This is a genomic window from Desulfamplus magnetovallimortis, from assembly GCF_900170035.1.
In the GTDB taxonomy this organism is placed as follows: Bacteria; Desulfobacterota; Desulfobacteria; order Desulfobacterales; family Desulfobacteraceae; genus Desulfamplus; species Desulfamplus magnetovallimortis.
Map to the genome: position 1 here is coordinate 692,335 of NZ_LT828540.1, position 22,072 is coordinate 714,406.

The following is a 22,072-nucleotide window of genomic DNA, read 5'->3' on the forward strand; positions in this document are numbered from 1 at the left end:
AGTAAACTCTTCAGAACATAAGAGGAGACAGTATGGCAAAATTCAAAAATACAATGGAAATTTTCACTCTTCTGGACAAATCAAATTGCCGGAAATGTGGCAAAAAAACCTGCCTTGCCTTTGCCGCTTCAGTGTTTCAGGGAGAAAAAAAACTTGGGGACTGCCCATTACTTGAAAAAGATATCATTGAGCGTTATGAAAAGGATGAACTTCCAGAAGACGGCCATCCGGTACGAAGTATTATTCAGGAAAACCAGGATGCATTCATGGAAGAGATGAAACAAAAGATATCCAAAGTTAACCTTGAAGAGGCAGCCCTGAGAACAGGAGGCAAATTTGATGGTGGAAAACTGACCATCAAGATTCTTGGTAAGGATTTCAGTGTGGATCAAAACGGTGCAATTTATACAGGAATACATGTAAACCCATGGATTGCAGCACCTGTGTTCAACTATATTCTCCACTCTGAAGGAAAGGAGCCCACAGGCAAATGGGTAGCTTTTAGAGATCTTAAAGATGGCAGGGAGAGATATCCTCTTTTTAGACAGAGGTGCGAGATGCCAATGAAAAAGGTGGCAGATATCTACACGGATCTTTTCAGTGATATGGTATCTGTTCTCAACGGAAAAGAGGTAGCCAGGGAATTTCAGTCAGATATTTCTGTTGTCATGCATGTATTGCCCAAAGTGCCTGTAATGATATGCTACTGGTTACCAGAAGATGGACTTGACTCAAGCCTCAATATATATTTTGATGAAACCGCTGACCGAAACCTGGAAATAGGAGCTATATTTTCCTTAGGAGCAGGTCTGACTCAAATGTTTACAAAAATGGCCATTACCCACGGGTATGAAGTAAGTTTGGATGCAAACCACCGATAAAAATAGAGGATTGCTTTATACTATCCTAAACTATAATGACATTAGAGATAAAGCGTTCCTTATATCTAAGGCCACCACACCATTATGAAAACAAAGAGGGGACTTTTCACGGTAAACGGGCATGATTGTGTATCAATCACCCCCAAATATAAAAATAATAGTTACTCAAAGTCGACACCTATGATCTTGTAAGCCTTGTCAACACTGTCTGAATCAGGATTCCCAAGATTAACAAGATAAGGCAGGATTATCTATCCTGAGCATCCTATCCATCCTGGTTATCCTGGTTCAGACAACTGCAATAACTTCTGAAAAAGCAATAAGATGTCGATTTTGAGTAGTTATTTCTACGGTAAACCGTCATGGCCGGAGTCCGGCCACCCCCGATCATGGAAATTATGTATCCATTTCCACGGTAAAAAACGAAAAACCCTGAATGAAATATGAGAAATTGTACTGACATTTTTTATTACACATGATATGGAAATTATGAATTCCCTGAAAGGAGAAAAAAGAATGCTTAAAGACCAGGAGTCTTTACTTCAGTTGCTGTCAAAGCTTGGTATAACTTACGTAAATCATGAACATCCACCAGTATATACTGTTGAAGAGGCTGATAAGCATCATGAAGGCATTGAAGGCGTTCACAGTAAAAATCTGTTTTTTAAGGATAAGAAAAAAAATCTGTTTCTTGTTGTGACCCTTTCCGACAAGGATATTAATATTAAGGATCTGGCAAAAAAAATTGGAGCTAAAAGCCCTTCTTTTGGCAAACCGGATCTTCTGATGGAGGTTATGGGCGTAATACCTGGCTCAGTCACTCCGTTTGCTGTTGTCAACATCAAAAATCATGATATAAAAATAGTTCTGGATGAAGATATGATGAAACACCCTCTTTTGAATTTTCATCCTCTGGTAAATACAGCGACGACCACTGTTTCATCTGCGGATCTTCTCAAATTCATTGAGTATTGCGGGCATAAACCAGAAATAATACAAATATAATTCACCAATACAAATACAATTATCTTCCAGCCCCTAACTTTTTGAAATGCAGTTAACGTAATTCAGAAGGAGAAATATAATGACCGATAATTTAATTCAATCCACAGATGATATCCTAATTATTTTATGCAGGTCGGTTCAGAAAGTACTCACAAAAGCGTCGGCACAGGTTATATCTTTTTCCCCGATTGTCCAGAAAATAAATAAAACCTGCCTTAAACCGGATATTGGATGCTTTACAATATTTGAAGGTGGTCTCTCCGGCCTTCTTATCATGAATTTTACCTCTGAAGCTGCAATGGATATTTATACAAGCTATATGACAAATATGGGAATGCCAAGGGAGGAGCTATCCATTTTGCACACATCTGATGATGTTGCCAATGTACTGGGTGAGCTTATGAGTCAGGCAATGGGACACTTCCAGACAGATCTGCGAAAGGAACTCCAGGTATCCATTAAGCAAAGTGTCCCCAAAATGCTTGTGGTGAACAAGGATATCGCAATCTCTATTGATACAAAAATAGACTCTCCCCAATATCGAAGAGTCTCCTTTGAAACAGAAGATCATCGTCCTTTTTTTCTGGAACTTGGCATAGAGCACACTGAGTTTGAAACACTTTTTCCCTTTGAAAAAGAAAAAGACGAGAATATTGAAGAGATTCTCCTTGAAGCACAGCAAAAACATCAAAGAGAAGAAGATGAGAGAATGGCACTCTCATCCTTATCTCAATCTTCAAAGGTTTTTAACAAACTTGATGCAGAAGATTAGCTTTGATTGCTTTTTCCCATTTATTGAATTTGTCTGAATCAGGATAACCAGGACAAACAAGATGTTCAGGATAGATGATACTGCCTTTTCTTTGTTTATCTTGGAAATCCTGATTCAGACATTATTGACAAGGCTCAAAAGGTTATAGGTATCAATTTTTAATATTGATGGTATCGTAAAAAGTCCAAAACGCCAAAGTCGCTATTAATAATTTCAGTGGGTTACGGCTAAAAGAATCCCAAAATCGGACTTTTTACAGGTTCATCAATATTAAGGCTGTCCTTTCTTTTTAAAATATGTATCCACAAGGGTTTCAGCAAGCCCTGTATAACCGGCAGGCGTCAAGGTTCTCATACGTTCTTTAAATGGTTCAGGAATTTTCTGGAGGCCATTTACAAATTTTTCAAGTTCATCCTTTCCGATTCTGCGCCCACGGGTAAGCTCCTTTAGCCTCTCGTAGGGGTTTTCCTCTCCATAAACCCTCATGGCGGTCTGAAAGGGTTCAGCAAGAAGTTCAGGATTGGCATCAAGATCCTCTTCAAGTCGCTTCTCATCAATGGCAATTTTGCCAAGTCCCCTTAAAGCACTTTTAAGACCAATCAAGTAATAACCAAAAAGCGAGCCAAGGCTTCTCAAGACTGTACTGTCACTCAAGTCCCTCTGGAAACGTGACTTTTGCAGCTTTACGGCAAGATGCTCCATCAAGGAGATGGCCACACCCATATTGCCTTCACTGTTTTCAAAGTCTATGGGGTTAACCTTGTGAGGCATTGTTGACGATCCGGTCTCTCCTTTTTTAAGCATCTGCCTGAAATAACCAAGGGAAATATATCCCCACATATCCCTGTCAAAATCCACAACAACCGCTGCTGAACGAACCATTGCGTGTAGTATGTATGCAAGATATGCATTGGGGTTGATCTGTGTTGTGTAAATAAGAGGTTCAAGCCCGAGCTTATGTGACAGAAATCTTTCTGAGGCAGCTATCCAGTCAATCTCGGGAAAAACAAAATAATGGGCATTATAATTGCCTGTGGCTCCATTGATTTTTGCCTGGATACTACAGTTTTGTATCAACTCCCTTTCACGATCCAGCCGCCATGCAAAATTTATAAATTCCTTCCCTGCAGTTGTTGGTGTTGCAGGCTGGCCATGTGTACGTGACATCATTGGTAGTGCTTTATATAATTTAGCTTTTTCCTCAATTTTCTCAATCAAAAGAGACAAGGATTCCAGCACCACCGCCCTTCCATCTTTAACCATCATGGCATAGGCTGTGTTATTTATATCATCTGAAGTACATGCAAAATGAACCCATTCACGAATGGAAAGAAGGCCGACCTGTTCCAACTGTTCTTTTATATAATACTCCACAGCCTTGACATCATGATTTGTGCTGCTCTCAATCTCTTTCACTCTGGATGCAGCCTTATGGTCAAAATTCTCCAAAATGGCATCAATTAAAGAGATTGCAGCCTCATCTATTTCAAACAGTTTCAGATCAGTGCTGAGAAACTTTAACCACTCTGTTTCCACATGAATTCTATACCTGATTAACCCATATTCTGAAAAAATTTCCGTCAATGACTCAATTGCTTTTGAGTATCTGCCGTCAAGTACGGAAAGCGCTTTAAGTGATAGCATAGTTTATTTCTCCTGATTTTTTATATGAAAGTCCCCGCAAATGGCTGTTTTCATAAAGACTTTCATCTCTTCGATTGTGGCGGGAATCCGCCATGTACGTTATTCAAAAGTTTACCTAACCCCCTCTCCATGACTGGAGAGGGGGAGTTACTAAGGACTTTCATCATTCGTTGTTATGCCCTCGCAATCATGAGGATTTATTAGAAAGCCTCCATTTTGAGTATATGAAAATCTACACAAATAATCTCCTACAAGAGAAGTCATGGACATTTATATCATATTTTAATAAAATCATTTGACAAAAAGAGTATTTCTCTAATAATAATTTTTTTACAGTTTCATGAAAATCAAAGATTGACAAAGCATTTTTCTGGAAAAACAGAAAAACAGTTATTTCCTACTCATTCCCAAATCTCCTGGAAGGATCTATAGACAAAATTATGCAAAATCATTCAGACAGCAATACTATTATATTTGCGGAAGAGAACTCATCCTTGCATAAAGAGACAAATCCTGCTTGGAAAATTCTGATTGTAGATGATGAGCAGGATGTTCACTACATAACTGAAAAAGCCCTTGAAAATTTCACCTATGAAAAACGCCCTATCTTTTTTTACCATAGTTACTCAGCCGCAGAGGCAGGAGAACTGCTGCAAAAACACTCTGATATTGCTCTCATTCTCCTTGATGTAACATTAGAAACAGACGACGCAGGACTTAAACTCATTCACCAAATCAGAAAAAAACTGAACAACAGTATTACACAGATTGTAATACGTACAGGCCAGCCAGGCCAAGCCCCTGAGCAAAAAGTCATAGAAGATTACGACATAAATGACTACAGACTCAAAACAGAACTTACATCCCAGAAACTCTATACCGTTGTAACTGCATCTCTTCGTTCCTACAGCCTGAAATTCACACTGCAAAAAGAGCTTGAACAACGGAGAAAAGCTGAAAAAGAGAAAGAAAAACTGCTTTTCAGCCTGAAAGAGGCACAGCGCCTTGAAGCACTTGGCACCCTTGCCGGCGGTATTGCCCACGATTTCAACAACATCCTTGGTTCCATACTTGGGTATGCACAACTGCTTCAGATGGATATCAGCGAAAATGAGAAGGGAATGCGATACACCCAGCAAATCATTAACGGATGCAACCGAGCCAAGAACCTCACCCTTCAAATCCTTGAATTCAGCCGTCAAAAAGAATCAGATAACGCTTCAAAGATACCCATTCTTGCCTCTGCAATGGTAAAGGAGAAGGTAAAACTTCTACAGGCTTCAATTCCCTCATCCATGAAAATCAGGACACAGATACAAAAAGATACAGGCTATATTCTTGCATCCCCCACACAGATCCATCAGGTAATAATGAATCTCTCCACCAATGCCCTCCAGGCCATGAAAGAGGAAAACCAGGGAACACTTACAATCGGCATGGAAAATATCACTCTTACCCCTTTAAATGCTGAGGAATTTGTTGAGCTTGACCTGCCCCATGGAGAGTATGTTACCATCTTTGTTGAAGATGATGGAAAGGGTATGATGCCTGGCACCAAGGACAAAGTTTTTGACCCTTATTTTACTACAAAAACAGGGGGGGATGGTACCGGACTTGGCCTCTCTGTTGTTCATGGCATTATTAAACGATGCAAAGGCGGTATCAAAGTGGATAGTACCCCTGACAAAGGTACACGTATTACCCTCTATTTTCCCAAACATATCCGCGAAAACAAACAAAAAACTTCTGATACACTCCTCATTCAGCAAGGTGAAGGCAAGGTGCTTTTTGTTGATGATGAGCAAATGCTTGTTGATCTCGGAAAAATGATGCTTGAAAAGCTTGGTTACCAGGCTGTTGCACTTAAATCTCCACAAAATGCACTGGAAATCATTAAGAAAAATCCCAAAGGTTTTGACATTGTAATTACAGATTTGACCATGCCAGATATTCAGGGAACCCAGCTTGCAGAAAAAATCAAGTCAATATCCCCTACTCTTCCTGTTGTCCTTATTACAGGTTTCAGTGATATCACCACTGCTGAAAAAGTCAATTCAGAGTTTATTGATGCTGTTCTCTCAAAGCCTCTGTCAATAAATGCACTTGCCTTGATACTTCAAAAATTCATTCGCGGAAATAAAAAAACAGTATAGTTTTGATAAAAAACTTGACAAATCCCCTCATTTTTAGAATTCTTATTCTAAAAATGATAACGCTGTTTTTTTTTATAATTTCAATTTATGATGAAGCTGTAAAAAGTCCGATTACGAAAATTTTTCAGTCATAACCCACTGTAATTATAAATAGCGATTTTGGTATTTCCGACTTTTTATAAGACCATCAATTTATGGGAGACGAGCATGAAAATTCTTAACACCAAAACAGAGACATTTGATCATCTTGACCCTGAATCCAGAGAGATCATGAAAAAAACCATTAACTTTTTTGAGACAAAAGGAAAAGAAAAGCTCAAATTTGATTACCATAACAAGGTGTGGTATGCTGATTTTCTGAATTTTGTTAAAGAAGAAAAGATATTCTCAAAACTTTTAACACCAGCCCAGTATGGCGGTGAAGGATGCAGGTGGGATACCACAAGAAATTGTGATTTCAATGAGATTCTGGGATTTTATGGTCTTCCTTACTGGTACACATGGCAGGTAACCATTCTTGGACTTGGCCCCATATGGATGGGTACAAATGAGGAGTTGAAAAAAGAGACGGCAAAGCGACTTGAAAAAGGTGAAATTTTTGCATTTGGTCTTTCTGAAAAAGAGCATGGTGCTGATCTCTACTCATCTGAAATGATGCTTACAGAGTTGCCCGACGGAACTTTTGTTGCTGATGGAGGTAAGTATTACATTGGAAATGCCAACGAGGCAGGTCTTGTTTCTGTTTTTGCCAAGGACTCAGACACGGAAGAGTATGTATTTTTTACAGCCGATCCTAAGCATGAAAACTATGAACTTGTAAAAAATATCATCAGCAACCAGTCCTATGTTGCAGAGTTCGGACTTCATGCCTATCCTGTAAAACAATCTGATATCCTCTCCAGGGGTGAACATGCATGGGATTGTGCCCTTAACACCATCAATGTTGGTAAATATAATCTTGGATGGGCATCCATAGGTATATGCAGCCATGCTTTTCTTGAAGGTCTGAATCACGCTGCACATCGCAATCTTTACGGAAAATATGTGACTGAATTTCCCCATGTACAGCAGCTTATGACAGATGCATGGACAAGACTTCTGGCAATGAAACTTTTTGCAAGAAGAAATGCAGATTATATGAGAACAGCATCAAAGGAAGACCGCAGATATCTTCTTTTCAACCCCCTGACAAAAATGAAAGTGACCACCCAGGGAGAAGAGGTAATAAACCTTATCTGGGATGTAATAGCTGCAAAGGGTTTTGAAAAAGATACCTACTTTGAGATGGCCGGCATTGAGATAAGAGGACTTCCAAAACTTGAAGGTACTGTCCATGTTAACATGGCTCTTATTGTAAAATTCATGGCAAATTACCTTTTTGCACCGGCAGAACTTCCTGAGATACCTGCAACTGATGCTCCTGCCAACGATGATTTCCTTTTTGACCAGGGCGCTACAAAAGGCCTTGGAAAAACACTTTTCCATGACTTTGAAAAAGCCTATTCAAGTATTGATCTGCCAAATGTTAAAATATTCAGGGAACAGATTGCAACATTGAAAGAGCTTCTCCTGAATGCTCCTCCGGAAAAAGAGCAGACAAAAGATATTGATTTTCTTCTTATTCTTGGAGAGCTTTTTGCCGTTGTTCCCTATGGTCAGCTTATCATTGAAAATGCACTTTTAAGAGATGTTGAGTCTGATATTGTGGATCAGATATTTGATTTCATGATCCGTGATTTTTCAAAACATGCTCTTCAGCTCTATTCAAAGAGCAGCAGCACAGAAAAACAGATGGAATATGCCCTTAAAATTATTCGTAAACCTCAACAGAACAAAGAACGTTTCAACCGTGTATGGGAAAACCATGTTCTCTCCCTTAAAGACACCTATGAAATGAATAAATGAAAAAATAAAACATTGACAAAACCTCAGCAGTTAAAGTATTTTAACTCAACTTTTGTTTGATACTGTTTGTAAATAAAAAACAGCCACTTAAGACAATGAAACGGTTAATTATTCATTCCGTTTTTTATCTGTGTGGCTGTTCCCCTTTTATAACGGCCATAGCAGAACTAATCTGCCACAAAGAAACATGAAAGTCGTTGTATGTTAGCATGTTATGGAGACTTTCTAATAAAACTTTGTGTGAACAACACTCTGATCAAGGCTAATAATGAAAAAAAGGGATTTTTTTAACATCAAAACCATAACTGGCTGCAGGAGGCATTTTCATGGCATTGACCAAGACAGAAATTACAGAAAAGATTCAAAAAAAACTTAATATTTCAAGGAACACATCCTATAACATAATGGAAGATTTCCTTGAGATCATTAAAAAGAGTCTGGAACAGGGAGAGGATGTCATGATAAGCGGATTTGGAAAATTTTGCGTTAACGAAAAAAAATCCCGTAAGGGAAGAAATCCAGCCACAAACGAAGAGATGAAATTACCTGCAAGACGTGTTGTTACTTTCAAGTGTTCAGGCAAACTGAGAAACCTTATTAACCAATAGTTGAGATATTTTTGTCATGTCTTTTGAAGGAACCCTGATCACAGCCATTATTCTGACAACCCTATTATTTGAGTTGATACTCAATATCACTGCTGAATACCTCAATATAGCCAAGATAACACCGAATCTTCCGGATGAATTCAATGACTATTATGACCAGGAGCGATATGAAAAATCCCAGGAGTATCTTAGGGTATGTACAAAATTTGGCTTTATTACAACTATGACTGACCTTCTGTTTTTTTTGTGTTTCTGGTTCCTTAAAGGATTTGATGTCGTTGACACAGTGGTAAGAAACCTTGGTCAGGGTCCTGTGGTAACAGGTCTTGCATATATCGGAACATTGTTGATTCTCAAGGGAATAATATCTCTTCCATTTTCAATCTATTCAACATTTGTAATTGAAGAGAGATTTGGTTTCAACAAAACAACGCCACTACTTTTTATTAAAGATCTTGTAAAATCCATTGTGATATCAGCAATTCTTGGCTCCATTATAATTGGTGCCATACTTGCTTTCCTTGAATCTGCTGGAGAATGGGCGTGGATCATATGCTGGGGTGTATCAACCATCTTCATTCTGGCTGTTCAATATATTGTTCCCACCTGGATTATGCCACTTTTCAACAAATTTACACCACTTGAAGAGGGTGAGCTTAAACACGCCATTCTCAACTATGCTGACAATGTCGGATTTCCTGTTAGTAACATATTTGTAATGGATGGTTCAAAACGCAGTACCAAGGCCAATGCCTTTTTTACAGGTTTCGGGAAAAACAGGAGAATTGCTCTCTTTGACACCCTGATAGAAAACTACTCCACTGAAGAACTTCTGGCTATAATTGCCCATGAAATTGGTCATTACAAAAAAAAGCATATACAAAAGCGAATGATAACAGGTATTCTTCAAATGGGTGTTATCTTTTTCCTGATATCTGTTTTCATCTCATACCAGGGTCTTTTTGATGCATTTTTCATGACTGAAACCTCAATATATGCAGGGCTTATATTTTTCAGTATGCTCTTTTCTCCAATTGACATGATAATCTCGGTTATAATGCAGTTTTTATCAAGAAAAGATGAGTATGAAGCAGACCGATTTGCAGTTAAGACAACAGGTCTTGGTACCCCCATGAAAAGTGCCCTTAAAAAACTCTCTGTTCAAAACCTGTCAAATCTTAATCCCCACCCTTTTTATGTTTTCCTTAACTACTCCCATCCACCCATCATGAACCGCCTTAAAGCAATTTCAGAATCTGTCTGAGAAAAGGGCATTTTTCATATCAACTCAAAAGTAGTTTACACTTTGGGGAAATATTGAACCCTGATTAAAGGATTTAAGGATTAACATGATTTAAAAATCAGGTTAATCCCTTAATCATGAAAATCATGGTTCAGAAAAAGTGCAAACCGATAAATGAAACATGCCGAACAAAGCTTGCCAAATTTCAAGGTGTGTTTTCAGAGGGCTGCTTTACATCCTGAAATCTGAAAACCAGTTCATCCTCTGCAAGCATTCCGAGTTCGTGCCTTGCAATGTGTTCAATATAGCTTAAATCACTTTTAAGGCGCTCAATTTTCAGCTCAACATCTTGATTTTCAGCCTCAATCATCCTACTTTCATTAATCATGAGTTGTTCTTCAGCGTTAAGCTGCCTTTGATCCAGATAACCATTTTTACCGTAAAGAATCAGAAAAGCCAGAATAACCAATAAAGTAACAGCTCCAAAAAATAGTGATCTGTATAAAATACTCAATTTTGCAAATCATCCCTGTTTTTTAACAATTTTCAAGACCATCAGCAATTCGGGCATTTTACAAAAATATGCCCCCAATATATAGAATATACCACCTGCAATCACTGACACAAAAACCCCTAAAAACATGCTTAGTTTTACAGAATATATTTCTGGGGGGCAAAAAAATAATGAAATTTGCTGAACTAAAATAAACATCATAGCAGAAAGAAGAAGTGACCTGCAAGCTGTACCAATTATCTCCTTCCATTCAAAATGGAAAATAATCACAGTGACACCATAAAAAAGAAGCATACAATTTAATATGGACGCAATGGATATTGAAAGGGCAAGCCCTGAAATACCCATAGTTTTCATCAGAAAAAAAGAGACAATTATATTTAAAAGAATTGAGGCAACAGCAGCCTTTAAAGGTAGTCTAAAATTTGAGAGACTGTAAAAAAGGGGCAGAAACAATCTTGTACCTGAAAAAGCCCAAATTCCCAGGGAGAGAAACAAAAGCACATCTCCTGTACGCTGAACATCACAAATTTCAAACGCACCCTGATGAAAAAGCAGTGCTGCTATTGGTTCACGCAGGACAATAAGACCTGCCATAGAAGGAATTGTCATAAAAATAGCCATGCGTATCCCCTTTATAAACAGTTCAGATGCGTCAACTCTCTGTTTTGATTTAAAAAGCCTTGTAAGTTCTGGTAAAAGAGATGTTGAAAGAGATACTGTAAAAAGAGCAAGGGGAAACTGAACAAGCCTGTCTGCATAATAAAGGTATGAAATGCTTCCATCTGCAAGAAGTGACGCCATAAAAGTAGCAAACAAAAGATTTATCTGATATGCTCCCATCCCCAGCATTGCCGGAAGCATTGTTTTAAATGCCCTGACAGTTGCATTATTATAAAATACTAATTTTCCAGGGATTTTAAATCCTCTTTTAAGCAAAAACGGAACCTGAATGGCTGCCTGAAGCAGACCTCCTGCCAAAACTCCAAAGGCCATTGGCAAAACAGGCATATCAAAACATGGAGAGACAACAAGCACCACAAAAATCATTACAAGATTAAAAAAAATAGGTGCCATTGCAGGGGCTGCAAAGTGTCCCATGCTGTTTAGCACTCCCATAAAAACAGCCATTAAAAGCAGAGATATCACATATGGTAACATGATCAATGATAAAGTCACTTTCAAATCAAAATCATGCCACTTGAAAATCACAACTATCCCGATTAGAGCTAAAATGACAAATGACGGAAGCATAATCCAGCCAATGGCACAACGTGCCATCCTGAACGCTTCATCCTGCCCATCTTTTACCATAATCTCTGTAAAAACAGGTATAAATGAAATGCTTAAAGCACCATCTGAAAAAAAACGTCGAAACAGATCGGGAATACGAAAAGCAGCAAAAAAAGCATCACTGTAAAAGCCAGCCCCAAGTACCATTGCTATAGATGCATCACGCACAAACCCCAAAATCCTGCTTGCAAACATTGCAATGGTAATAACACCTGCCCCCTTGATTATTTTACTGTAAGCTTCATTAGAGTTTAATTCATCTTCATGGTTCAAAGCAGGCTCCATACAAAGTGCTAATTAGTGTTTTGAGAGGTATAAATGCAGTTTTTTCTTGACAAAACATGCAAATCTATTTAATTTTATCCACTTAAATATCAGGATTTATTTTTTAAATTTATTGTTTGGCACCTAAAATAATTTATCAAGGAGTGAAGAAAACTTGGCTAACCACAAATCAGCACTGAAACGCGCAAAACAGAATGAAGTTAAAAGAATGAGAAACAAATCTACCCGTTCCGCTATGAAAACAGCTATCAAAAAAGTACAGGCTGCAAAGGATCAGGGAGCTGAAAATATAACTGAATTAATGCAGTATGCACAGTCTGTAATTTCAAAGGCAGCTAAAAAAGGAATACTGCACCAAAATACAGCATCACGTAAGATTTCAAGACTCTCAAAGTACGTAAGTGCTTAAATTTATTTATATATGAGACGTACAACAGTACGTCTCAATATATCCTAAAAAAATAAGTTGATTAACCGAAAAAGGTAAAATGCCATAGTGGGGGTTGAGCCTTTACACATCAATCATGAAATTTGATAGACCATGAAAATTTAAGAAATTTAAGTATCCCAAATAATTTTGAAATTATATGAAGGATGTATTAAAAATTATCTGCCATACGACTTACAATACGTTGTGCCATCCTGTGAAAGACCTTTTCCACCACCTCTTTTTTAGCTGTCTCATCAGCTTCATTTCCCTCCGGAACATAATACCTGTCACTTTCTGAAAAATGGTTTACAGCAAAGAGAGTATCTCCATCTGAAGACTTCATTTTTAGATTCACAACAGCGGTGACAGTTCTTTCATAAACTGCATCATCGGCAGTTCTGCTCAATGCACCAAAGTTTATGTTAACAATTTCACCATAGATTATGGCATCAACACTTTGATTGCCTGAATATTTTTGCCTTTTAGAACTACCTTTCCGGTCTCTCTTATTGCTCTTTAAATCTGCATCGTTTTTTGCCAAGTCTGTACCATCTCCCGAACTTTCCTGACTTTGAGAAAACCTGGATATACTTACATCACTTATACGCATCAATTCGTCAATCAATGCTGTGGTAAAAGCTGTCTCTGCACCTATATGTGAGCTTCTGTTTTTAAACATCATAACAGAAACTGAATTAGGATTCCCAGGCAGTGAACTTTGACCGTGCAACTTATATCCGCAGGATGGTAATATGCAGAAAAAAAACACAAAAAGCAGCGAGGTAATAAAAAGTTGAAATGCTCTCATAAGAAAATTATTCTTTGTTTTTATATTAGAAAGTCTCAATAACATCTCAAAATCGACAACTACAACCTCTTGAGCCTTGTCAATACTGTCTGAATCAGGATTCCCAAGATTAACAGGATAAGGCAGGATTATCTATCATCATCTTTTTTATCCTGTTTATCTTGATTCAGACAAATTCAGTAACTGGAAAAAAGCAATAAGATGTCGATTTTGAGTAACATACTAATATATTCTGAATCACAGATTACCATGATTAATGGATTGCACTGATTATAAAATCTGTGTGAGCCGTGCTATCTTTTTAACCCGTGATTCAGACAAGTGGACAAAATAAAGTGGACGAAATAAAAATCATTCCCTTTTTTCAATCATGACTCAATATTAGTTCATTCCCTACACAACAATATTGACAAGCTTATTTTTAACAACAATAACCTTTCTGACACTCTTGTCCCCAATGTGCTTTTGAACTGTCTCATCAGCCAATGCTTTTTCACGAATGGTATCCTCGTTGCTGTTGACGTCAATGGAGAATTTTGACCGAAGCTTACCGTTTACCTGTACAACAATGAGCATCTCATCGGACACAAGTGCATCTTCTCTGTATGAAGGCCACTTTTGATTCACAATTGATGGGGTATTACCCATTTTTTCCCAAAGCTCCTCGGCAAAATGAGGGACAATAGGTGATAGCAGAAGAACAATATTTTTAATGCAAAAATGAGCCACAGCCTTAATTTCATCCATATCTGCGGCTTTTAAATCAGTGCCTGAAGCATTTTTGCTGTTTTTTCCATCTTTAGAATCGTTCAGGGTGCTTGCAGAAGAGAGGCTTTCAGTTGCATTTTCAGAAGTCAGACCAGAAGCATACATGGCATTTACAAGCTCCATTACAGCACTGATCGCAGTATTGAAATGAAAGCTGTTTTCAATGTCCTCGGTAACCTTTTTAATGGTCTGATGTGCCTTGATGTAAAGTTTTTTTGCATTTTCATCACAGAGATCCGAAAGTGTTCCTGTATATGGAGCAATCTCTTTGCCACTGCCGGATTTTACAAGTTCCATGCATGAGTCAGCAAGGCGCCAAACACGATTAATAAAACGATAGCACCCTTCCACACCATCATCGTTCCATTCAAGATCCCTTTCAGGAGGTGCTGCAAAAAGACAGAAAAGTCTTGTAATATCTGCTCCGTACCTTGCAAGCAGATCATTTGGATCAATGACATTTTTCTTTGACTTAGACATCTTTATTACCCTGCCAACGGTCACATCACTTCCACATTTTTTGCAGGTTACCTTGTCATCTTCGATTTTTGCATCTTCAGGAAAGATATAACCGTGCTCAGAGCATGTCATGGTCTCCTTGCACACCATCCCTTGAGTCAAAAGATTTGTAAAAGGCTCCTTAAAGTCTATAAGTCCGAGTGTATTGAGTACACGCATGAAATATCTGGAATAGAGAAGATGAAGAATGGCATGTTCTACGCCTCCAATATATTGATCCACCGGCATCCAGTAGTTGACAGCATCTTTGTCAAACATTGCTGTGTTGCAGTGGGGGCTGCAGTAGCGAATAAAATACCAGGAAGACTCAACAAAAGTATCCATTGTATCTGTATCTCTATGTGCGTCGGTGCAACCGCAGGCTGGACATGTTGTCTTTTTGAAATAATCAAGTGAGGGAAGTGGAGAACCGCCATTTTCAAGAAGATCGGCATCTTCAGGAAGCTTTACCGGCAATTCATTTTCAGGTACAGGAACAACACCGCAGGATGGACAGTGAATGACAGGAATGGGACTTCCCCAGTATCGCTGCCTTGATATACCCCAGTCCCTCAAACGGAAACTTACTGTCTTTTTACCGGCTCCTGTCCCTTCAAGCCACATTGTTATCTCATCCATTGCAGATTTATTGTCCATGCCATCGTATCTGCCGGAGTTGACAAGGTTTCCAGGCCCTGTATATGCCTCTGTCATTGCTGCACCGTCAAGAGGAAGAGATTCCCGGGGCTGAATCACCACAACCACATCAAGGCCATATTTCCTTGCAAAGTCAAAATCACGCTGGTCATGGGCAGGTACAGACATTACAGCACCTGTGCCATACTCCATAAGTGCAAAGTTGGCTGTATAGACAGGCATTCTCCGTCCGCTTGCAGGATTGATACAGAACGCACCTGTGAAAACACCCTCTTTTTCATATTTTTCTATACCGGAAGATGATCTCTCCTGCCGTGATATTTTTTCCACAAAAGCAGCAACTTCAGCTTCCTGTTCCGTGCCTTTGGACAAAGATTCAACCATTGGATGTTCAGGGGCAAGACACATGAAAGTTGACCCGAACAGTGTGTCAGGGCGTGTTGTAAAAACAGTTATTTTCTCTTCACGTCCTTCAACATCAAAGGATATCTCTGAACCTATGCTTTTACCAATCCAGTTTTTCTGCATCACTGTAACCTTATCCGGCCAGCCGGGCAGTTTATCACAGTACAGGAGCAGATCTTCAGCATGGTCAGTTATTCTGAAAAACCATTGGAAAAGCTTTTTCTGCAGAACAGGATCTCCGCATCTCCAGCAGAGATCTGCCTCCACCTGCTCATTGGCAAGTACAGTCTGGCAATGCTCACACCAGTTGACATATGACTCTTTTCTATAGACCATATCCTTTTCAAGCATCTTTACAAAGAGCCACTGTTCCCATCTGTAATACTCAGGACGGCATGTGGCAATCTCCCGATCCCAGTCATATGAAAAGCCCATTTTTTTTAACTGGCGGCGCATGGTGGCAATATTCTCATATGTCCATGCAGCAGGATGTGTCTTATTGTCAATTGCGGCATTTTCTGCTGGCATTCCAAAGGCATCCCAGCCCATTGGATGGAGAACATTGTAGCCGTTCATTCTTTTATATCTTGCCACAACATCACCAATGGTGTAGTTTCTCACATGTCCCATATGGATTTTGCCGGATGGATATGGAAACATCTCAAGAAGATAGTATTTTTCTCTGGACATATCTTCAGATACTTTAAAGATATGATTTTCCTGCCAGTACTGCTGCCATTTTGATTCAACCTGATCAGGCGAATATCGATCATCCATCATAAACTCACTTAACCTCCAAAGCCCAGTGCATAACGCAAAGTCCCATATTAAATGATAAATCTTAAAAGACCCTTAAATGCCACAATATCATCTAAATAGCAAGTATCCACAATCGGGATATTGAATAAATAATTTGACTTGCCTTTCACAATTTAATAGTTGTTATCAAAATTATGCTACCATAAAATTACAGGGAGGATGCAAAAATAAGCATTGAATGACAAGAAAGATATTGATTAACGCACTGGATTCCGGTGAATGTCGAATCGTTACCATAAAAGATAATAAACTTGAGGAGCTTCACCTTGAGACATCATCAAGGGAAATGACCCAGGGGAACATCTATAAAGGTATTATCGTCAGAGTTGAACCCAGCCTACAGGCTGTTTTTGTTGATTACGGAGCAGAAAAAAACGGTTTTCTCCAGAAGCAGGAGATACACTCTGACTATTTCATGGACAGCGATTCAGGTGACAGAAGCCTTACTACCATTGTCAAAAAAGGACAAGAATTGATTGTCCAGGTCACCAAGGATCCCATAATGCACAAAGGTGCAATGCTCACCACTTTTATTTCACTGCCTGGAAGACTTTCGGTGCTGATGCCAGGAAGCACAACCCGTGGTGTTTCAAGACAGATAGAAAGTGAAGATGAGCGCAAGCGGCTAAAGGACGTTGTTGAAAAAATGAAGTTGCCCGAAGGGTTTGGATTGATTGTCAGAACTGCAGGAAAAGACGCTAACAAAACAATGCTGACAAATGATCTCAAATACCTGTTGAGGGCATGGAAAAACATCAACGAAAAAAGTATTGAAAGCCCTGCTCCGTCACTACTTTACAAAGAACAGAATCTTGCTGTCCGCTCTCTTAGGGACTACTTTACAGCAGAGGTCTCGGAGATATTAATTGATGATGCCGAAGTGTTCAGGGAGGTAAAGGATTTCATCAAAATAATTGCTCCGAAACAGCAGAAAATTGTCAGACTTTTCAAAGGTGAACGCCCAATATTCACAAAATATCAGCTTGAAGATCAGATAGCGTCCATATTTGACACCCATGTTCCTCTGAAATCAGGTGGTGCAATTGTAATTGACCAGACCGAGGCACTTGTGGCAATTGACGTAAATTCCGGCAAATCCACAGGTATGAAAAATATTGAGCAGACTGCCTATCACACAAACCTTGAAGCTGCAGAAGAGGTTGCAAGACAGCTACGGCTCAGGGATATGGGGGGATTGATAGTTGTGGATTTCATAGATATGAAAGACGCTCGTCACAAGGCTGAAATTGCAAAAGTGCTGAAAAATCACCTTAAATCAGACAAGGCCAAAACAAAGGTTGGAGCTATTTCAAGATTTGGGCTTCTGGAGATGTCTCGGCAGAGGCTCAGGCCATCCATCACCTTTGGCAGCTTTTCGACATGTATTCACTGCAAAGGCAGAGGCATGGTGCCATCCATTGAAAACACAGCACTTGCTTTCATGCGTCAGCTTAACCTGAAAACAATCAAAGGTGACATAAAGTCTATTACTGCAACGCTTCCTGCTGATGTAGCAGAATTTCTGCTAAACAAAAAGAGAAAGGAGATGGTGGAAATAGAAACCCGAAGAAACATTTCAATATCCATTATCGGTTCTCCTGGTATGATAAGAGGAGAGATGAAATTTTCATGTGAAAAGGAACATACGGCATAGTTTTTTTACCGTCAAAGAAAAAACTCAACCTTGACAGACTGCACGCTTTTGTGTATCTGAGACAGTCGCAACTGAGTAATTACCATTTTCGGTTATCTGAAAAATTATATTAATATTTTCAGGATATTATCTCCTGAAAAGAGCTGAAACAGGACTTTTTTTGAAGTTCGTTAAAAATGGAGGGATTAATGATTAGTACCGCATATGCAATGGGACAGGCAGGCGCACCAGGTGGTCAGGCAGGAGGTTTTACAGCATTTGTGCCTTTGATTCTGATGTTTGTTATCTTCTACTTTCTTTTGATAAGACCCCAACAGAAAAAAGCTAAAGAGCACCAGAACATGATCAACAATCTGAAAAAAGGTGACAGAATAATAACTTCAGGAGGTGTTCACGGCACCATTACATCGCTTGGAGATACCACCGTATCCCTTGAGATTGCGGAGAATGTCAAGATTAAAATTAACAGGGGAAATGTTGCAGGTCTCATGCAGAAGCCCTCTTCCGCACCTTCTAAAAAAGATAAAAACAGCAAGTAATTCGGAAATATTAAGGGTATCTTAATATGAAATTCTGATGAACCTGTAAAAAGCCCGTTTTCAGGATTTTTTAAGCTTTAACATACTGAAATTACTAACAGCGTCTCTGGTGTTCGTGACTTTTTACAAAACCATCAATTCTGAAAGCTGAAAAAAATACAAGATACCATTTTCAGGAGCAGACAAATTGAAAAAAATTACATGGAGAGGGATGAGCATTGCAACCGTAATATTGGTTGCCCTGATATATGTCCTGCCCACACTGGCCAATAATTGCTGGCCCCATAAAAAAATAAATCTTGGACTTGACCTTCAGGGTGGAATGCATCTTGTGTTGGAAGTCCAGACAGAAAAAGCTGTTGAAACAACAATTGAACGCACTATCCACGAAATTAAGCAGGAGTTGAGAAAAAAGAATATAAAACATCTTGGTGTTTCCCATAACTCTGATAACTCAATCTCTATTCAAGTGCAGAACCAGGCAGATCTTGAATCTGTAAATCCTGTTATTGCTGATGAGTTTGGAAATTTTGAAGTCTCCTCAACCCAGAAACAGGGTGAAAAAAGAACAGTTGTTCTGAAACTTCCCCATGCTGAAGTTGTAAATATCAAAAAAATGGCCACTGATCAGGCACTTGAAACCATCAGAAACAGAATAGATGCCTTTGGAGTAAGTGAGCCTGATATAAGACTTCAGGGAGAAAACAGGATTCAGGTTCAGCTTCCTGGCATACAGGAAACCCAGAGAGCAAAGGAGCTTATTGGAAGAACTGCAAGGCTTAACTTTCAGCTTGTTGATGAGACAGGTGATGTAAAAAGTGCAGAAACCAGCAGCCCTCCGCCAGGAGATGAAATTCTCTACCAGATACAGGAGGATCCTGTAACTGGTGCAACATCAAAGGTACCCTACCTGATTCAGAAACGTGTACTGCTTGATGGAAGCTCACTGACTGATGCAAAGGTAATGATTGACTCCCAGTTCAACGAGCCCTATGTAAGTATTGAGTTTGATAGAAAAGGGGCACGTATATTTGAGCAGATCACAGGTGAAAACATCAAGAAAAGACTGGCCATTGTCCTTGATAAAACCGTATATTCTGCACCGGTTATTCAGGATCGCATTGCCGGTGGTCAGGCAAGAATAACTGGAAACTTTACAACTGAAGAGGCAAGGGATCTTGCCATCGTCCTTAGAGCAGGAGCATTGCCTGCCCCTGTCAACATAATTGAAGAGAGAACAGTAGGGCCAACTCTTGGTGCTGACTCAATCCGTATGGGACTTCTTTCCATGGTGGCCGGCGGTATCCTGGTGATTATCTTCATGGTTATTTACTATAAAGGGGCAGGAGTTATAGCAGATATTGCCCTTCTGGTTAACATCCTTCTGATTGGAGGAGGACTTGCAGCCTTTCAGGCAACCCTTACCCTTCCGGGTATTGCAGGCATCATACTTACAATTGGCATGGCTGTGGATGCAAATGTTATCATCTTTGAAAGAATCAGGGAAGAGCTTGCCTCCGGCAAAACCCCTGCTGCCTCAATAAATGCAGGATTTGACAGAGCTGCTCTTACAATTCTTGATGCCAATGTCACAACGCTCATTGCAGCAGTTGTGCTGTTTCAATTTGGGACAGGTCCTGTTAAAGGTTTTGCAGTCACCCTTGGCCTTGGAATAGTTGCAAGCCTCTTTACAGCACTTGTTCTGTCAAAGAGTATCTTCCAATCCATGGTTTCCGGCAAAAAAACAGCCACTTTAAGCATTTAAATAGGATGACCTGTAAAAAGTCCGGTTTAAAGAGTTTTAAGGAATGGGGTTTAAACAACTTGCCCATTTAAACACGAGACCCCGGGCATCCCGCCCGCTTCGTTGATCAAAATGGGAAAGTTATTTTGTACTCATTCATAAATCAATGAGACTTTGAATTTATTAACATATGGATTTGATTTTTGGACTTTTTGTAAGACCATCAAATAAAAGGATTTTAACAGATAATGCAGTTCATAAAACCTGATATTAATATTGATTTTACAGGGAAAAGAGTGAAAGGATTCATTTTTTCCATTTCCCTTATCATCATAAGTCTTGTATCTCTTCTATTTCATGGAGGACCCAACTATGGCATCGACTTTGCCGGAGGAACTCTTATACAGGTAAAATTCACTCAGAGTGTTTCTGTGGAAAATATCAGAAATGGATTGAGTACCATAGGACTTGAAAACAGCTCTGTACAAAATTTTGGCAAACATGGAGAGAATGAGTTTCTGATAAGAACAAGTACTCCTGAGATGACAGGAGAGGGCTTTTCACAGTCAATTAAGGAGTCCCTGAACTCATCAACCGGCTTTGAACCTGAAATAAGGCGCATTGAAATGGTGGGACCCCAGGTTGGTCAGGATCTCAGAAAACAGGCTCTTCTTGCAATTTTTTACTCTCTTCTGTTTATTACAATATATATTTCCGGAAGATTTGAAATGAAATGGACACTTTCAGGCATAACTGCCGGCGCCATGATGTCCGCTGTCTATTTTCTTTCAGCTTTTAATGTAAGCATTCCCTTTGTTATTACAGCAGCTCTGGCTGTCTCCCTTGTGCTTTTCTGGTATCTCAACCTGAAATATGCCATGGGAGCAATTGTTGCTCTTATACATGACATTTTTATAACTATTGGAATTTTTTCCATTTTTGGCATGGAGTTCTCTTTGCCAATCATTGCTGCACTTTTAACAATCATTGGATATTCCCTTAATGATACCATCATTGTCTTTGACAGAATAAGGGAAAATACTACGCACTCAAGAAAGCTTTCCATGGAAAAAATCATCAACAGGAGCATCAATGAAACCCTCAGCAGGACAATCCTTACCTCATTGACGACCCTGATTGTTCTTTTCTCACTGTTCTTTCTTGGGGGTGATATTATCCATGATTTTGCATTTGCAATGATCACAGGTGTTATGATTGGAACTTATTCATCAATATTTGTTGCAAGTCCAATCCTTCTTTTAACATCACGGGAGTAAATTTAACATCACGGGAGTAAATATACTTTTCAGGATTCAAGTCCTGATCCCGGGAGTAAATCTCCTTTTTCGTGATCACTCCCTAACCTTGAAACAAAGGCAAAATAATGACTTACCTCTCCAGGTCGATCTCAATACTTTTTTATCTTTTTATTGCCGGGTCCATTTTT

Annotated in this window: 17 protein-coding genes; 12 read left to right on the forward strand and 5 right to left on the reverse strand. The window is 39.2% G+C overall.

Annotated features, from left to right (window positions below):
- Positions 1–32: 32 nt before the first annotated feature.
- The 3 genes from MTBBW1_RS02710 (at position 33) to MTBBW1_RS02720 (ending at position 2,658) form a co-directional block, all read left to right on the forward strand.
- A complete protein-coding gene (locus MTBBW1_RS02710; RefSeq protein ID WP_080798814.1) occupies positions 33–881 on the forward strand; it encodes a DUF3786 domain-containing protein in 849 nt (282 codons plus the stop codon).
- A 516-nt stretch (positions 882–1,397) separates the two neighbouring features.
- The gene (locus MTBBW1_RS02715) at positions 1,398–1,886 is read left to right on the forward strand and encodes a prolyl-tRNA synthetase associated domain-containing protein (protein ID WP_080799681.1); all 489 of its coding nucleotides are present in this window, start codon (positions 1,398–1,400) and stop codon (positions 1,884–1,886) included.
- 79 nt (positions 1,887–1,965) lie between these two features.
- On the forward strand, positions 1,966–2,658 hold the full coding sequence (locus tag MTBBW1_RS02720) for a DUF3334 family protein (RefSeq protein ID WP_080798819.1): 693 nt from the start codon (positions 1,966–1,968) through the stop codon (positions 2,656–2,658).
- A 270-nt stretch (positions 2,659–2,928) separates the two neighbouring features.
- On the opposite strand, the gene purB is transcribed toward MTBBW1_RS02720, so the two are convergent.
- Complete coding sequence (purB, locus tag MTBBW1_RS02725; RefSeq protein ID WP_080798821.1) at positions 2,929–4,302, reverse strand: adenylosuccinate lyase; 1,374 nt, start codon at positions 4,300–4,302, stop codon at positions 2,929–2,931.
- Positions 4,303–4,742: 440 nt separating this feature from the next.
- Here purB and MTBBW1_RS02730 point away from each other — a divergent pair, with 440 nt between their 5' ends.
- The 4 genes from MTBBW1_RS02730 to MTBBW1_RS02745 all read left to right on the forward strand — a co-directional run bounded on the left by MTBBW1_RS02730 (position 4,743) and on the right by MTBBW1_RS02745 (position 10,232).
- Positions 4,743–6,455, forward strand: a complete 1,713-nt coding sequence (locus tag MTBBW1_RS02730; RefSeq protein ID WP_080798825.1) for a response regulator — start codon at positions 4,743–4,745, stop codon at positions 6,453–6,455.
- Positions 6,456–6,662: 207 nt separating this feature from the next.
- On the forward strand, positions 6,663–8,360 hold the full coding sequence (locus tag MTBBW1_RS02735; RefSeq protein WP_080798829.1) for an acyl-CoA dehydrogenase family protein: 1,698 nt from the start codon (positions 6,663–6,665) through the stop codon (positions 8,358–8,360).
- Between the two features lie 326 nt (positions 8,361–8,686).
- Positions 8,687–8,968: an integration host factor subunit alpha gene (locus MTBBW1_RS02740; RefSeq protein ID WP_080798832.1), complete on the forward strand. Its 282-nt coding sequence runs from the start codon at positions 8,687–8,689 to the stop codon at positions 8,966–8,968.
- Between the two features lie 16 nt (positions 8,969–8,984).
- The gene (locus MTBBW1_RS02745; protein WP_080798834.1) at positions 8,985–10,232 is read left to right on the forward strand and encodes a M48 family metallopeptidase; all 1,248 of its coding nucleotides are present in this window, start codon (positions 8,985–8,987) and stop codon (positions 10,230–10,232) included.
- A 184-nt stretch (positions 10,233–10,416) separates the two neighbouring features.
- On the opposite strand, the gene MTBBW1_RS02750 is transcribed toward MTBBW1_RS02745, so the two are convergent.
- Both MTBBW1_RS02750 and murJ read right to left on the reverse strand, forming a co-directional pair.
- Entirely contained in the window at positions 10,417–10,725 is a 309-nt protein-coding gene (locus MTBBW1_RS02750) for an FtsB family cell division protein (RefSeq protein ID WP_080798839.1), read from the reverse strand.
- A 9-nt stretch (positions 10,726–10,734) separates the two neighbouring features.
- Positions 10,735–12,291: a murein biosynthesis integral membrane protein MurJ gene (gene murJ, locus MTBBW1_RS02755; protein ID WP_186441049.1), complete on the reverse strand. Its 1,557-nt coding sequence runs from the start codon at positions 12,289–12,291 to the stop codon at positions 10,735–10,737.
- Between the two features lie 166 nt (positions 12,292–12,457).
- Between murJ and rpsT the strand changes: the two genes are divergently transcribed.
- Entirely contained in the window at positions 12,458–12,712 is a 255-nt protein-coding gene (rpsT, locus tag MTBBW1_RS02760; protein WP_080798845.1) for a 30S ribosomal protein S20, read from the forward strand.
- A 190-nt stretch (positions 12,713–12,902) separates the two neighbouring features.
- Here the strand turns inward: rpsT and lptE are convergent, their stop codons facing one another.
- A complete protein-coding gene (gene lptE / locus MTBBW1_RS02765; protein WP_186441050.1) occupies positions 12,903–13,463 on the reverse strand; it encodes an LPS assembly lipoprotein LptE in 561 nt (186 codons plus the stop codon).
- 471 nt (positions 13,464–13,934) lie between these two features.
- Positions 13,935–16,646, reverse strand: coding sequence for a leucine--tRNA ligase (gene leuS, locus MTBBW1_RS02770; RefSeq protein WP_080799683.1), 2,712 nt, complete (start codon positions 16,644–16,646; stop codon positions 13,935–13,937).
- A 220-nt stretch (positions 16,647–16,866) separates the two neighbouring features.
- On the opposite strand from leuS, the gene MTBBW1_RS02775 reads away from it, so the two are divergent.
- The 4 genes from MTBBW1_RS02775 to secF all read left to right on the forward strand — a co-directional run bounded on the left by MTBBW1_RS02775 (position 16,867) and on the right by secF (position 21,902).
- Complete coding sequence (locus MTBBW1_RS02775; RefSeq protein ID WP_080798850.1) at positions 16,867–18,342, forward strand: Rne/Rng family ribonuclease; 1,476 nt, start codon at positions 16,867–16,869, stop codon at positions 18,340–18,342.
- A gap of 188 nt (positions 18,343–18,530) precedes the next feature.
- The gene (gene yajC, locus MTBBW1_RS02780) at positions 18,531–18,881 is read left to right on the forward strand and encodes a preprotein translocase subunit YajC (protein ID WP_080798853.1); all 351 of its coding nucleotides are present in this window, start codon (positions 18,531–18,533) and stop codon (positions 18,879–18,881) included.
- A gap of 187 nt (positions 18,882–19,068) precedes the next feature.
- Positions 19,069–20,646, forward strand: a complete 1,578-nt coding sequence (gene secD / locus MTBBW1_RS02785; RefSeq protein ID WP_080798857.1) for a protein translocase subunit SecD — start codon at positions 19,069–19,071, stop codon at positions 20,644–20,646.
- Between the two features lie 227 nt (positions 20,647–20,873).
- Complete coding sequence (secF, locus tag MTBBW1_RS02790) at positions 20,874–21,902, forward strand: protein translocase subunit SecF (protein WP_080798861.1); 1,029 nt, start codon at positions 20,874–20,876, stop codon at positions 21,900–21,902.
- Positions 21,903–22,072: the final 170 nt, after the last annotated feature.